Raw genomic sequence first — 14,174 nt, 5'->3', positions numbered from 1 at the left:
TATGAGAGCATTGTCTGGCGGGCTATCACGCCCAAGTCGGGGTAACGGGCGAGATCAACGATGATGTCCGCCGACAACCCTTCCGCGATACGCGTCCAGCGTTCTTCTAGGTTGTCAAACGGGAGAACTGCGACGACAGGCGGCCCACACAGGTCTGTCGAACGGCGTTCGAATGGTAACTGGTCGAGTTCTTGGAGGCGGCGATCCGCAAGCAATGCAGCGAGCGCCACTTTGCTGCGAACGTCGAGTTTCCGATAGATCGCCGACAGATGGGTTCGAACCGTGGCCGGCGCTATGAAGAACATCTCGCCGATTTCACTATATGTCATCCCCTCAGCGAACTTTGTCGCTATCATCCGCTCCCGGTTCGACAGAACGGTCAAGGGATTGTCTACGACTCTAAGCATCGCCCTCAACCTCGAACCGCTGTCGGCGAGAAGCCAGATTTAGCGAGGGCAGAAAGTACTACAAATGCGGCCGAAAACACCGCATTTGTGTGATTCCGTCTGGCGGCCCTGGCCCAAGCCTATATCGACCGGCGCACTCTCTCCGCGGTTAGCATGGTGATCTAGTCGGGACAGGAGGCGTGTCAAATCGGCGGCCCGGCCTGCCGGGCGTCGGGGCAGACCTTCGAATGCTTTGAAAAAAATGATTCAAGTCAAAGCGCGGGCCGACATTTCCCTCAATGGTGGCGGGATGTGGAATCCGATCGCAAGCGCTCCGTTTGGTCGAAATCTCGAACTGGCCGTTATCGACGAGGACGGCCTGCACGCGCTCGTATTCCCCTGCAGGAAGGTGCAGGAAGGCTGGCGGGATGCCGTCACCGGCGTGCGCGTCGACATCCGCCCAACACACTGGCGTGACTGGGAAGCAGAAAATAGGCAGGCGGGTTCGCTTCCCGCCCCGGCCTAGTGCTTGGAATCGGCGATCAACGCCATGCGTACCAGATGCGACAGGCTGCCGGCGCCCATTTTGCTCATGACGTTTGCGCGATGGATCTCGACGGTGCGCGGACTGATGCCGAGGTCGTAAGCTATCGACTTATTAGGCAGTCCCGACACCAGTCCGTCGAGCACCTGTCGCTCACGCTCCGACAGGGTCGATAGGCAATTTCGGATCTCGGCGGCTTGCGGGTGCGTTGCGACCGCCAGATTGCGGTTGTCCAGCGCTGATCGAATCGCATCGATGAGCACCTGATCGTCAAACGGCTTCTCGATGAAGTCGGCGGCTCCCTCCTTCATCGCCTGAACGGCGAGCGCAACATCCGCATGACCCGTCATCACGATTACTGGGACGGTATGTCCGCGTGTCCGCAGCTGCCGCAGGAACTCTATCCCGTCGATGCCGGGCATACGCACGTCGGTGACGATGCAGCCATCGATAGTCTTCGGCGCAGTCGCGAGAAAGGCGGTCGCGGACTCATGCAGGCGCACGGCAAAATCAGCTGTCGCGAGCAGGAAGCCAAGCGACTTGCGAACATCGACATCATCGTCAACCACATGCACGACATCACTACCGGCCATTGGCGACCTCTTCCTTCTCCACGACGCGCAAGGTGAACCGGAAAGCGGTTCCTCCGCCTGGCATTGGCTCGGCCCAGATATGACCGCCATGCGATTCAACAATAGTGCGACAAATCGACAGGCCGACACCCATGCCCTGTTTCTTGGTGGTGACAAAGGGCTGGAAGAGCTGGGTCGAAACCTCGGGCGCCAAGCCCGGGCCGGTGTCTACCACGCTCACTTCCGCCATTCCGTCGCTGCGTGCGGTCGTAGCCACCCGCAACTCACGGCGCGGTGCCCCCTGCATGGCCTCGACGGCATTGCGCATGAGGTTGAGCAGAACCTGCTGGATCTGGATGCGATCGGTGAGCACGAGCTCGGCTGCCGGGTCAAGATGATAGCTGACGCGGACATCGGCCTCCCTGGCGCCGACCAGGGCCAGCGACGCGGCCTCTTCGATCAGCTTCGGCAGCCGTTCGACCTGTCGTTCGCTTTCACCTCTTGAAACGAAATCGCGAAGGTGCCGGATGACATCTCCCGCCCGCAAGGCCTGTTCCGCCGCCTTCTCGACGGCGTCCCTCAACATTGGCGCGTTCTCTTCCGTGCTTTTCTCAAGCAGCCTGCGACTGCCCTTCAGATAGTTGGTAATGGCCGTCAACGGCTGGTTGATCTCATGCGCAAGCGTGGAGGCCATTTCGCCAAGCGCGGTAAACCGCGCCATGTGAAGCAGCTCCTGTTGCTGCTCCTGTATTCTGGCTTCTGCCCGATGGCGTTCGGTCAGGTCGCGGCAGAAGCCGGTGAAGAAGCGTCCGGTTCCCGGATGCATCTCGCCGACGGAAAGTTCCATGGGAAAGGTCGAACCATCCTTGCGCATTCCGGTGACCGTGCGACCAAGCCCGATGATCCGGCGCTCCCCGGTTGTCAGATAGCGGTGCAGATAGGCGTCATGCTCGTCGCGATAGGGTGCCGGCATCAGCAGGCTGACATTCTGGCCTATGACTTCGCTCGATGCATAGCCGAACAACGTCTCTGCGGCTGTGCTGAAGGATTGGATGCGGCCTTGCTCATCGATGACGACCATTGCATCCGGCACCGTTGCCAAGATCGAACGCAGATGGTCCTCACGCAGCCGAAGTGCGGCATTCGCAAAGGACAGCTCGCTAACGTCCGTGCCTTCGACGAAGATCGCAGTGACGCGGCCATTGTCATCCTTGATCGGCTGGTAGACGAAATCGAGGATGCGCTCTTCTGCGGGCTCATCGGGCCTGTTGCGAAGGACGACCTTTTCCCCCTGGCCTCTATGCGGCTCGCCGGTCTTGTACACCTCGTCAAGCCGTTCGAAAAACGCTTGACCTTCGAGCTCGGGAAGCGCCTCGCGCACCGGCTTGCCAATCACCTGCCTGTTGTCGATCAGACGTTGGTAGGCGGCGTTGGTCAGTTCGAAGACATGATCCGGCTCACGCACGAGGGCCATGAAGCCGGGAGCCTGCTCGAACATCTGTGACAGAACGGATTTCAGCTTCGTCCCGCCGACCGGCAAAATAGGCGCTTCGTCTTGGCTCACCTGAAGTCCTTGGATTCGGCCACTCTTGCAAGAAGGGCTAATTATCACTCCTGGCCGCTTGCGCAAAACCTATCGAGGCAAACATCTCATAACGAAAACGGCGGCGCTTTTGACTCGCATCAAGGCATCGGGCGCCGGCGAGTGCAATCGTTCAGGCACCCGACGATTTCTGAAAAAGGTGCCTTGCATGGCCTATAAGTCAATCATTGCAAATCTTGCGATAGATGCACCGCCCGCGCCCCTGGTGAAACTGGGGATCGAACTGGCCGAGCGCTTCGGAGCGCACCTTGTTGGCCTGGCGGCCGCCGATGTTCCGCCCCTCGTCGCCACCGGTAACGGTCTGGTCTACGAGGGCGAGGTCATGCAGATCCAGCGAACCGAGATCGAAAAACGGCTTGCCGAGCTTAGGGCCGAGTTCGAGAGGTTGGTACCGGCATCGGTGAGCAGTGAATGGGGGCAGGCGGTGTGCAGTCCCACACGGTTCCTCAGCGAGTCCTCCCGCGCGGCCGACCTTATAGTCACCGGCGGCGGAGGTGGCGAAAATGTCTATCGCGCCGTCGATATCGGGAGCCTGGCGCTCGGCGCAGGCCGGCCCATCCTCATTGCCGCGAGCAATGCCGAACATGTCATGGCAAAGACCGTGTTGGTCGCCTGGAAGGACACCAGGGAGGCGCGACGGGCGATTGCCGATGCGTTGCCGTTCCTCGCCGGCGCCAACAGGGTGGTTATCGTCACTATGGATACCGACCGTCATGAAAGCATCCGCGACAGTCTCGCCGATATCGCCGCCTATCTCGAACATCACGGCATCATGGCACGGACTGAACTGATACCCGATGAGGCTGACGGTCACCGGTTGCTTGCATTCGCGCACTCGATCCAGGCCGACCTGATCGTCTCCGGCGCCTACGGCCACAGCCGCCTGCGGGAATGGGCCTTCGGCGGCGTCACTCGCTCGCTGATCGAGAGCAACGGCATCCATCGCTTCATGTCGTATTGACCGCCGGCCGGAATCATCCGTGCCGGAGTTGCCTGTTGACCAAGATCAAGGCGGCGGCCCCCAGCATTGACGATCATGGCTGAGAACAGGAGTGATCCCAATGACTTTTCTCGACTACCTGATTTCAGTAGACGCCAGGACCGCCTTGATGGGACGCATGATGCAGAAGCTCGGCGTCGACAGACAGTTGAAGGTCATCGCGGACCATGCCGCCGTTACCAACCGGGCGGTAGACCGCTGCCGCTCCTGCGGTCACCAGGATGAATGTTCGACCTGGCTTGACCAACACCTGCAAGCCGACGACCCACCAGATTACTGCCGCAACCGCGACCTCATTGCACGGCTGCAGCATGCGGCCGGCCAGCGATAGTTGCTTTCAGCAGCGGCCGACCGCATGTAGCGTCCCATCGCTTGCGCGTAGCGGAGAGGTCTGCGAATGCCGTTGGACTTCCGGGAGCGGAGGCGAAGAAATGGCAGACAGGATCGCGGGCGCGGCGCTTGTTGTATTTGCCTTGACGCTGCTGCGGCCTCTGTTGGCAATAGCCGCGACCTAGGTTCAACGCGGATATTAATTTGAATTTTGGGTCATGCGAATTTCTGCCGTGCTGAACTAAGAGACAAGCACCACCGACAGCGGCCCCGCGCAGAAAAGGTTATCCGTCACCGCACTTACGCCGCCGACATTTTCAGCAGCGACAATGGCTGCCTGCCGTTCGCGTTCGTCGAAGATGGCACCGCTCAGTATCACTACCCCTTTGTCCACCGTCACGTCGATCATGTCCTTGCCGGCCAATTTCTGCTTCGCAAGCTCGGCAATAATCTTCTGACGGATCTGATCGTCGTCCGTGGCTGTAGGGGCCGGTCCGGGCAAGGCATTCAGCAATGCCCGCAGAAGATCGGAGCGGGTGACAATGCCGACAACGTTGCCATCGTCGACGACGGGAATACGTTTGACGTGATGGCGCATCATGAGTTCGACGATCTCGGGCAGCGATACGCTGGGGGATACCGTAACGACATCCGTCGTCATTACCTCCTCGATACGCCGTCCGTTGGCTTGAACATATTCGTCGGCGGCTCTTCCGGGGCTCACGAGAAACTCCAGCCAACGCGAGCGCCTGCGTTGCGTGCCGAGCTCTCCGCGGCGCAGGAAGTCTCCTTCGCTGACAATGCCCACCAGCGCGCCGTCGCTGCCAATGACCGGAAGGCCGCTGATCTTCCTGGAGAGCATCAACCCTACCGCATCGGAGATCGACGCCGTAGGTCCTATCCCGATGACCGGTGCGGTCATAATGGCGTCGGCCTGCATGTCTGCCTCCCGTGATATCGATCGGTCATTGTCGAGATCTTGCGCGGCAGATGCCTTGATCTCAATCATTTCCGGCTTCGACGGATGTCATTTTGCTTGTCGTCGCGGTCGATGAGTATCCGCGCCGCGGCTCCATCAAGATCCTCGTACTGACCGCTTCTCAAGGCCCACAGGAAGCCAGTCAGTCCAAGCGCACCGAGGAACAGCGCTACCGGGATGAGGTAGATGAGCGTCGTCATGAGAGTTGAACCAGCATGCCGGGGCGCGCGCGCCGATCTTGCCGAGCGAATTCAGCCGATGAACTTCTCGCGGAACCTTGCAGCCGCAGGGCGTTTCCGATCACGATCAGCGACGAGGCGGACATCGCGACCGCCGCAAGCAGCGGCGTCACATGCCCCGATATGGCGATCGGCACCGCAAACGCGTTGTAGACGATCGCGATGGCGATGTTCTGGCGAATGAGCCGACCTGCCTTCCTCGAGACATCCAGGGCGAGAGGCACTGCCAAAAGGCTTTCGCGCAGGAAGACGAAGTCGGCGGCATTGCGACCGACGTCTGCCGCGGTCGCGGGGGCCATCGAGACATGTGCCGCACCAAGCGCCGGGGTATCGTTGAGCCCATCGCCCACCATCAGAACCTTGTGGCCCTGCCTCGACAGCGCCTCGATCCGCTCGACCTTGCCGGACGGAAGCAGCGCCGGAACGAAGCTGTCGATACCCAGCGCCTTGGCGACTTGGCCGCAGGCATTGGCGGTATCGCCGGACAGCATCTCGACGGCCACGCCGCCATCCTGCAACGCTCCGAGCGCGGCCTTGGCATCGGCGCGCGCAGCATCCTCGAACGCGAAGGCGGCGACGATCGCCCCGTTCTTCGAGAGCACCGTTCCGCCAAAGCCGCCAGATTTGCCTTCGCCGCCGGTTCGAGCCTTCCATCCAGCCCATCCGCGCCGGCCGAGGCGCCAGGTATTCCCCTCGGTGACGGCCTCGATGCCGTAGCCTGGGTGTTCGCTGACAGACTCGAGCCTGGGTTGACCAGAAAAACCCGCGAAAACGGCTATGGCCTTCGAGAACGGATGGCGCGAATGCGCGGCCATGTCGGCTGCGATCGCCAGCATGGTCGGGTCGATGGACGACGCGTTGACCAGCCTCGGCTGTCCGAGTGTGAGCGTCCCGGTCTTGTCGAACACCGCCGTGTCGATCGCGGCCAGCCGTTCCATGGCCGAACCGTCCTTGACCATGACGCCGGCCTCGAACAGGCGCCGCGCCGCGACCACCTGCACGATCGGTACGGCGAGGCCGAGCGCGCAAGGGCAAGTGATGATGAGAACGGCGATCGCGATCGTCATTGCCAAGTGCCAGTCGCCGGACGCGACCATCCAGCTCAGGAATGTCAGCAAGGCCGCGAGATGAACCACAGGTGCATAGAGGGCAGAGACCCGGTCGGCGATCCTGCGATACTGCGAGCGGCCACCCTCTGCGGCCTCCATGAGTCGGACCATTTCGGCCAGGAAGGAATCCTTCGCCGCGGCCGTGGCCTGCATGGTCAGCGAACCAGTGAGATTGAGCGTGCCGGCCTGCACCTGCGCTCCCGAGCCCACGGTCCGGGGCGCGCTTTCCCCGGATACCAGCGAGCAGTCGAGATCAGAGATTCCGCTGAGGATATTGCCATCGACCGGAATCCGCTCGCCGGCCGCGATGAGCAGTTGCATGCCCGGTTCGATCTCGCCGACGGGCAGGTAGTCGCGTGTATCGTCACCCCGCAGCACCATGGCGCCGCGCGCCGCCAGTTGCGCCAGGCTGTTCACCGCGGTCCGTGCGCGCTCCCGCATCACGTGATCCAGCGTACGGCCGATCAGAAGGAAGAACAGCAAGGACACCGACGCATCGAAATAGGCGTGCTCGCCGTGCGTGATCGTCTCGTAGAGGCTCATGGCATAGGCGAGCGAGACACCGACCGCTATCGGGACATCCATGTTCATGCGACCGTGGCGCAGCGCATTCGAGGCCGAGCGGAAATAGATGCCGCCGGCGAAGGCGAGCGCGGGGATGGCGATCAGCGCCGAAACCCAGTGGAATAGGTCGCGGGTCGCGCCTTCTGCGCCGGACCAGACCGAGACCGAAAGCAGCATGATGTTGCCCGCCGCAAAGCCAGCGACCGCGACGGCGCGGATCAGTTCCGACAGCGTCTTGTCCTTCCCGTCAGGCTCCGGATCGAACAGGTGCGCTTCATAGCCCAGTCGTCCAAGCGTAGCGACGAATGCTGGAACCTCATCGCCACGCCAGCGGACCGAAACACGTTTTGTCGACAAGTTGACGCGAGCGCCTTCGACATGGCCCAGCTTGCCGATTGCCGTCTCGATCGTCTGGATGCAGGCAGCGCAATGAACCGTTGGCACCGAGAGGTCGGTCTGGTGCAGGTCATCGCCAAGCGAGCGGCTGGCTAGCCTGATTTCCTGGCTCGACGGCAGGGCGGATGTGGCCCCGTCGAGATCCAGCGCCATTTCGGCGCCTGGTGCACAACAGCTCATTGCAGCGCTCCATGGGAAATCATGATTCTACGCACGTCGCGATAGGGCTCCGCCAGACCGGCGTCGGCATCGATTTCGACGATCCAGACGCCGTCCTTCGGTGTATGACGGACGCCGAATTCCTGGCCCGAGCCAGAAGCCAGAACGACAGTCTTGTCCTCTGCTTCATAGGCAGGATGACGGAACCGGACTTTCACGCCATGCAGTGGAACAGGCTTGCCGGCGGCGTCGCTCAAGCTGTAGCGCACGTTGCTCGACACGATCGTCAGTTCGCCAGTCCAGCCGAGCGCCGCCTGCGCGCGACCTTCCTCCGCCTTTCGGTTGAATTGCTGGCTCGCCACATAGGTGTTTTCGACGACAAGGCCAGTCCAGCTCTTGCTGGCGAGGGTCGCCATGGTCACGTTGACCCCAATGACCACGCCAAAGAAGCCGAGAATGGTGAAAAGCATGTGCCGGCCGGTGAATTCGCGGGATCTCTGCGAATGGGCACTCATCTGGCGTTCTCCGGTGCATTGAACGTGGCTGTGTATTCTGCGGACTCGTGGCCGGCCCTGTCGTCGATCCGGAACTTGAAGCTTTGCGTGATCCCAAGAATCTGTCCCGGGGGCTGGCGCACGAAAACCTTCAGCGTCTTCAACCGGTCAGGCTCGACCAGGGTGGCGAAAGAGCGAGCCGGAGTAAGATCGACGCCGACCGTGCTCATCTCGGCGCCCGGCAGACCTTGCAAGGTGAGGACGATGGTCCTTGGCTCAGGGATCATGTTGAGCAGCTTGACGGTGTAGCCGTTGCGGATCGAGCCGTCGGAAAGAGTGACGAATTGAGGGTTGCGGTCGTGCAGGACATTGATCTCCAGCCGCTCGCGGGTCAGCAGCGAGTAAACCAGTGCGACTCCGACTGCCGACCAGGCGCCAAGATAGATAAAGGTGCGCAGACGGAAGATCTTGCGTATGTGGAAATGCGCCAACTTCTCGGAGAATGTGCCGCCGGCGGTTCGCACCAGCGAAGGGTCCACCGGGCGTTCACCGCCCCTAGTGGCCACAGCCATGTTGGCGTTGTAATCGGACAATGTCGCATAGGAGATCAATCCGCGCTCCCTGCCGAGCTTGTCCATAATGCTGTCGCAGGCATCGATGCAAAGCGCGCAGGTGATGCATTCAAGCTGCTGGCCGTCGCGAATGTCGATCCCCATCGGGCAGACTGCGACACAGGCGTTGCAGTCGACGCAATCGCCGATTGGCTGTCCAGCGGCTATGGCCTTCTTGGCATGGCGCGAGCGGGGCTCGCCGCGCCAGTCATTGTAGGTGACGGTGAGCGAATTCTCGTCCAGCATGGCGGCCTGAATACGCGGCCACGGGCACATATAGGTGCAGACCTGCTCACGCATCAGTCCGCCGAACGTGTAGGTGGTCGCCGTCAGCACAGCGATGGTTGCGTAAGCAACCGGTGCGGCAGCGCCAGTGAAGACTTCGCCAATCAGCGTCGGCGCATCAGCAAAGTAGAAGATCCAGGCGCCCCCCGTGGCTGCCGCTATGACTAGCCAGATCGCGTGTTTCGACGCACGCAACACAAGTTTGCGCGCGGTCCATGGGCCGGCATCGAGTTTCATGCGTGCGTTTCGATCGCCCTCGACCGCACGCTCGACGACGAGAAACAGGTCGACCCAGACAGTCTGCGGACAAGTGTAGCCGCACCAGGCCCGGCCGACCGTGGATGTGATCAGGAAAAGGCCGATGCCGGCCATCATCAGAAGGCCGGCGACATAGTAGAATTCCTGGGGCCATATCTCGATGAAGAAGAAATAGAAGCGGCGGTTGGCGAGATCGAGGAGCACGGCCTGGTCTGGGGCGAACGGCCCGCGATCCCATCTCAGCCATGGCGTCAGATAGTAGATGCCCAGCGTAATCGCCATCACCAGCCATTTGAAGCGGCGAAAACTGCCCGAGGCCCGTTTCGGGAAAATCTTCTTCCGGGCAGCATAGAGCGGCTGCCGGGTCTTGGCGGAATTGACCGCCTGGGCTTCCAGTCGTTCTACCTGTATCTGATCCAGCACGGTTGTCTCCACTCGCGCGCTGGCGATTGTCGTGCCCGCGCTGAGCCAAACAATGCCGCTCGGCCGGCCGAGCCGCGTTGATGCAGGTCAATCTTGGAATGTCGGAAATGAACCGAGGCCCGGCGCGGCCGGGCCTCGTCGCTTTGGCGGCTGAGGGAAGAGAACAGGCCCCCGCCTTCCTATTTTCCGCCGCCAAGCGAATGGACGTAGACCGCAAGTTCCTTGACCTTGGTCTCGCCGAGACGTCCGATCCAGGCTGGCATGACGCCATGTTTCGGCCCGCGGACCTGGGCCGCGATGGCCGTCTCGCCCGATCCGTAGAGCCAGATCGCATCGGTCAGGTCAGGTGCCCCGAACTCCCTGTTGCCCTTCGCATTAGCGCCATGGCAGGCGACGCAATTTTCCGCGAACACCTTGGCGCCGGGCTCGATCAGGCCTTTGTTCTGGACCGGACCGGAAAGGCCGGCGACATAGGCGCTGACCTGCTTGATCTGGTCGCCCGTGATGATGGCACCAAACGCAGGCATTTCCGATTGCCGCGTATCCGGATCCGAGGCGAAGCGGATGCCGTACATGATCGTCTGCTCAACCTGGGTGGCCATGCCGCCCCATAGCCAGTCGTCGTCATTGAGGTTGGGAAAGCCTTTGGATCCTTGCGCACCCGAGCCATGGCACTGGACGCAATTGACCTTGAACGTGGCTCCGCCGGCCGCGACCGCGAATTCACGCAGCGCGTCGTCAGCAGCAATCTGGGAGACGGTCTTTTCCTGGATGGCAGCGACATATTTGCCTTTGGCGGCTTCTGCGGCCGCCAGCTCGTTCCTGACATCGTTGCGGCTGGAATAGCCGAGCACGCCCTTCGTCGCTGAAGATAGCATCGGCCATGCCGGATAGGCGATGGTGTAACCCACTGCCCAGATGATGGTGACGTAGAAAGTTATCACCCACCAGCGGGGAAGAGGATTGTTGAGTTCCTTGATGCCATCCCACTCATGGCCGGTCGTCGAAATACCCGAGACGTCGTCGATATGCTCTGAGCTCATGATCAATCGTCCTTGAGGGGAATACGGGCGGCTTCATCGGCCTGGGCGCGGCCACCCGGCCGGAGTGCGAAAGCAATGCATCCGACAAAGAAGACCGCCATGGCGAGCAGGCCCCAGCTGTCTGCGAATTCCCGCATCAGAGTGTAATCCATGTTCGCTCTCCTCAGCGGTAACCGGCGGCTTCGTCATAGTTTTTGAAATCGACCAGGGTGCCGAGCATCTGGAGGTAAGCGACCAGGGCATCCATTTCGGTGACCTGCTGCGGATTGCCATCAAAGTCGCCGATCTTGGCCTTCGGATAGCGTTTCTCGAGGCCAGACGTATCGGCGTTCGGGTCTGCCTGCGCGATCAGATCGGCGTTGGCGTTGGCGATCATGTCATCGGAATAGGGGACTCCCACACGCCTGTTCGCGATCAGATGCGTCGAGAAGTCCTTTATTTCGATCGGCGCGTCCTTCAGGAAGGCATAGCTCGGCATGATTGATTCCGGCACCACCGAACGTGGGTCCATAAGGTGCTGGACGTTCCAATCGTTCGAGTATCGGTCGCCGACCCGGGCAAGGTCAGGGCCAGTACGTTTCGAGCCCCACTGAAACGGATGATCGTACATCGACTCGGCGGCCAGGCTGTAGTGGCCGTAACGCTCGACCTCGTCGCGGAACGGCCTGATCATCTGGCTGTGGCAGAGATAGCAGCCCTCGCGCACATAGATGTTGCGGCCTGCAAGTTCGAGTGGCGAATAGGGCCGCATGCCTTCGACTTTCTCGATCGTGTTGTCGAGATAGAAGAGCGGCGCGATCTCGACGATGCCGCCGACAGTCACCACAAGCAGCGAGCCGACGAGAAGAAGCGTGGCGTTCTTCTCGATGATCGCGTGTTTGTCCATCAAGCCCATTGTCTGGCTCCTTATTCGGCAAGCTGGAGGGCGGGTTCGGAACCCGGCAATGGTTGCTCCTCGCGCTGATAGCCGAGGATGGTCATGGTGATATTCCAGGCCATGAGCAGCGCGCCGGAGAGATACAGCGCGCCGCCCGCCGCGCGCATCACATAGTATGGATGCATGGCGGCGACGGTTTCGGCGAAGGAGTAGACCAGGAAGCCCTGCTCGTCGTACTCACGCCACATCAGGCCTTGCATGATGCCGGAGACCCACATGACCGCGGCGTAGACGACGATCCCGAGGGTCGCCAGCCAGAAGTGCCAGGTGACCAGCCGCAGCGAATAGAGCCGTTGCCGGTTCCATAGCTTCGGCACCATGTAATAGATCGCGCCGAACGAGATCATGCCCACCCAGCCGAGCGCACCCGAATGGACGTGCCCGATGGTCCAGTCCGTATAGTGCGACAGCGAGTTGACGGTCTTGATCGACATCATCGGACCCTCGAAGGTCGACATGCCGTAGAAGGCGATAGCCATCACCATCATGCGGATGATCGGGTCTGTACGGATCTTGTCCCAGGCACCGGAGAGCGTCATCAGGCCGTTGATCATGCCGCCCCATGAAGGCATCCAGAGCATGATCGAAAACACCATGCCGAGCGTCTGTGCCCAGTCGGGGAGGGCGGTGTAGTGCAGATGATGCGGCCCGGCCCAGATGTAGAGGAAGATGATCGCCCAGAAGTGGATGATCGAGAGCCGGTAGGAATAGACCGGCCGGTTGGCCTGCTTGGGCACGAAATAGTACATCATGCCAAGGAAGCCGGCGGTCAGGAAGAAGCCGACGGCGTTGTGGCCGTACCACCACTGCGTCAAGGCATCCTGCACGCCCGAGAAGGCCGAGTAACTCTTCGAACCCAGGAAGGAGGCCGGCATCGACAGGTTGTTGACCACGTGCAGCATTGCGATGGTCACGATGAAGGATAGGTAGAACCAGTTGGCGACGTAAATATGCGGTTCCTTGCGCTTCATGATCGTGCCGAGGAACAGGAGGAGATAGGCGACCCAGACGATGGTCAGCCAGATGTCCACGTACCATTCGGGCTCAGCGTATTCGCGGCTTTCGGTGATGCCGAGGAGGTAGCCGGTGGCGGCCATGACAATGAAAAGCTGATAGCCCCAGAACACGAACCAGGCGAGATCGCCGCCGAAGAGCCGTGCGCGGCACGTACGCTGCACGACATACAAGGACGTGCAAAGCAGCGCGTTACCGCCGAAAGCAAAGACAACGCCGGATGTGTGCAGCGGCCGCAGACGGCCGAAATTGAACCAGGGCTGGATATTGAGATCCGGATAGGCAAGCTGCAGCGCAATGACCACGCCGACCAGCATGCCGACAACACCCCAGAACATGGTGGCGATGGCGCCGTAGCGGACCGGGCCATCCATGTAAGCCTCTGGGTCAATCGGGGCCGCCGGCTTGAACTCCGTCTTGCGCAACAGGATCGCAGTGAAGCCGGCCACGGCGAAGAACAACACCCACATGTGCTGGCGGAAAGGCTCATCCGCGCCGAAGCCTGCCGCGACGAGGGCCGCAAAGGCAAACAGGCTTAGAAGGACGATCTCCGTGCCAAATCTCATCGCGAAGTCCCCGATCTCGAATTTCCGGCGGATCGTGACCGCCATCGGCACGAATTCGGGATTTTCCCTTTTCTGGCCTTGATCCAGGTCAAAGGGCGGCTTCTTTTTTGTTTGGGGAGCGACAGTTCTGCAGAACGATGCAATGGGGCAGCCTGCAGGCGAACTGTTGGATTCAGATAGGGTGGCCGAAGCGGATACTATTACTTTCCCGGAGAAGGGACGATTGGCAGTTCAATCGCCGCAGCGTTCCTCAAGCCGAGCAACGCTTTCCAGGCTGATATGCCGCCTATTTGCAATCCTAATCACGCCATCTGTTCGCAGCTTGGACAATTCGCGACTGGCAGTCCCGATCGTCAGTCCAAGAAAGTCAGCTATATCCGCGCGTTTGACTGGCAAGTCGAAGCTCATCGAGTTCGCCGAGTGGTTGCCAGGACCTATGTTCCTGGCAGTCTTCAGAAGGAAGCTTGCGACCTTTTCCGAAGCAGTCTTGCGCCCCAACGCCGCCATCCAATAGCGTGCTTCGTCAAGCTGCTTCAGCGCGTGCTTTAGCAGCACACGCCTAAGCGCTGGCGTTTCCTCCATCATGCGCTCGATGATCGTCTTTGGAAACGAGCATAGCGTCACCTTCGTGAGGGCTCGCGCCGTGATGGGCCATTGTGCCT

Annotated in this window: 16 protein-coding genes; 3 read left to right on the top strand and 13 right to left on the bottom strand. The window is 60.9% G+C overall.

Going from position 1 to position 14,174, the window contains the following annotated elements; genetic code table 11:
- Positions 1 to 383 (bottom strand): LuxR C-terminal-related transcriptional regulator (locus EN738_RS17900; RefSeq protein ID WP_245494568.1); only part of this gene is annotated, 383 nt, incomplete at its 3' end.
- A gap of 265 nt (positions 384 to 648) precedes the next feature.
- Between EN738_RS17900 and EN738_RS17895 the strand changes: the two genes are divergently transcribed.
- Positions 649 to 912, top strand: a complete 264-nt coding sequence (locus EN738_RS17895) for a hypothetical protein (protein ID WP_245478071.1) — start codon at positions 649 to 651, stop codon at positions 910 to 912.
- On the opposite strand, the gene fixJ is transcribed toward EN738_RS17895, so the two are convergent.
- Positions 909 to 1,523, bottom strand: coding sequence for a response regulator FixJ (gene fixJ / locus EN738_RS17890; RefSeq protein WP_127284842.1), 615 nt, complete (start codon positions 1,521 to 1,523; stop codon positions 909 to 911). The two genes, EN738_RS17895 and fixJ, sit on opposite strands and share 4 nt — an antisense overlap.
- Positions 1,513 to 3,066: a PAS domain S-box protein gene (locus EN738_RS17885; RefSeq protein ID WP_127284841.1), complete on the bottom strand. Its 1,554-nt coding sequence runs from the start codon at positions 3,064 to 3,066 to the stop codon at positions 1,513 to 1,515. Before EN738_RS17885 ends, fixJ begins: the two co-directional genes overlap by 11 nt.
- A 187-nt stretch (positions 3,067 to 3,253) precedes the next feature.
- Between EN738_RS17885 and EN738_RS17880 the strand changes: the two genes are divergently transcribed.
- Together EN738_RS17880 and EN738_RS17875 are read left to right on the top strand one after the other, a co-directional pair.
- The gene (locus EN738_RS17880) at positions 3,254 to 4,066 is read left to right on the top strand and encodes a universal stress protein (protein WP_127284840.1); all 813 of its coding nucleotides are present in this window, start codon (positions 3,254 to 3,256) and stop codon (positions 4,064 to 4,066) included.
- Between the two features lie 100 nt (positions 4,067 to 4,166).
- Positions 4,167 to 4,436 carry a DUF6455 family protein gene (locus tag EN738_RS17875; protein WP_127284839.1) on the top strand — a complete coding sequence of 90 codons (270 nt, stop codon included), beginning with the start codon at positions 4,167 to 4,169 and terminating at the stop codon, positions 4,434 to 4,436.
- 240 nt (positions 4,437 to 4,676) lie between these two features.
- On the opposite strand, the gene EN738_RS17865 is transcribed toward EN738_RS17875, so the two are convergent.
- The 10 genes from EN738_RS17865 to EN738_RS17820 form a co-directional block, all read right to left on the bottom strand.
- Positions 4,677 to 5,375, bottom strand: coding sequence for a CBS domain-containing protein (locus tag EN738_RS17865; RefSeq protein WP_127284844.1), 699 nt, complete (start codon positions 5,373 to 5,375; stop codon positions 4,677 to 4,679).
- Between the two features lie 65 nt (positions 5,376 to 5,440).
- On the bottom strand, positions 5,441 to 5,614 hold the full coding sequence (gene ccoS, locus EN738_RS17860; RefSeq protein WP_127284837.1) for a cbb3-type cytochrome oxidase assembly protein CcoS: 174 nt from the start codon (positions 5,612 to 5,614) through the stop codon (positions 5,441 to 5,443).
- The gene (locus EN738_RS17855; protein ID WP_127284836.1) at positions 5,611 to 7,902 is read right to left on the bottom strand and encodes a cation-translocating P-type ATPase; all 2,292 of its coding nucleotides are present in this window, start codon (positions 7,900 to 7,902) and stop codon (positions 5,611 to 5,613) included. The genes ccoS and EN738_RS17855 overlap by 4 nt, the downstream gene beginning before the upstream one ends.
- Positions 7,899 to 8,396: a FixH family protein gene (locus EN738_RS17850; RefSeq protein ID WP_127284835.1), complete on the bottom strand. Its 498-nt coding sequence runs from the start codon at positions 8,394 to 8,396 to the stop codon at positions 7,899 to 7,901. The genes EN738_RS17855 and EN738_RS17850 overlap by 4 nt, the downstream gene beginning before the upstream one ends.
- Positions 8,393 to 9,952: a cytochrome c oxidase accessory protein CcoG gene (ccoG, locus tag EN738_RS17845; RefSeq protein WP_127284843.1), complete on the bottom strand. Its 1,560-nt coding sequence runs from the start codon at positions 9,950 to 9,952 to the stop codon at positions 8,393 to 8,395. Before ccoG ends, EN738_RS17850 begins: the two co-directional genes overlap by 4 nt.
- Positions 9,953 to 10,131: 179 nt before the next feature.
- Entirely contained in the window at positions 10,132 to 10,995 is an 864-nt protein-coding gene (gene ccoP / locus EN738_RS17840; RefSeq protein ID WP_127284834.1) for a cytochrome-c oxidase, cbb3-type subunit III, read from the bottom strand.
- A gap of 2 nt (positions 10,996 to 10,997) precedes the next feature.
- Positions 10,998 to 11,147 (bottom strand): cbb3-type cytochrome c oxidase subunit 3, encoded by a 150-nt coding sequence (locus EN738_RS17835; RefSeq protein ID WP_127284833.1) that lies wholly within the window; start codon positions 11,145 to 11,147, stop codon positions 10,998 to 11,000.
- Positions 11,148 to 11,158: 11 nt separating this feature from the next.
- Positions 11,159 to 11,890 (bottom strand): cytochrome-c oxidase, cbb3-type subunit II, encoded by a 732-nt coding sequence (gene ccoO / locus EN738_RS17830; protein WP_127284832.1) that lies wholly within the window; start codon positions 11,888 to 11,890, stop codon positions 11,159 to 11,161.
- Between the two features lie 11 nt (positions 11,891 to 11,901).
- On the bottom strand, positions 11,902 to 13,512 hold the full coding sequence (ccoN, locus tag EN738_RS17825) for a cytochrome-c oxidase, cbb3-type subunit I (protein WP_127284831.1): 1,611 nt from the start codon (positions 13,510 to 13,512) through the stop codon (positions 11,902 to 11,904).
- A gap of 231 nt (positions 13,513 to 13,743) precedes the next feature.
- On the bottom strand, positions 13,744 to 14,174 hold a 431-nt coding region (locus tag EN738_RS17820), incomplete at its 5' end, for a Crp/Fnr family transcriptional regulator (protein WP_145966870.1).

Origin of the sequence: Mesorhizobium sp. M4B.F.Ca.ET.017.02.2.1 (assembly GCF_003998955.1) — a bacterium.
GTDB lineage: Bacteria > Pseudomonadota > Alphaproteobacteria > Rhizobiales > Rhizobiaceae > Mesorhizobium > Mesorhizobium abyssinicae.
Note: the sequence above shows the minus strand (reverse complement) of the source record. Positions and strands in the feature narration are given on the sequence as shown.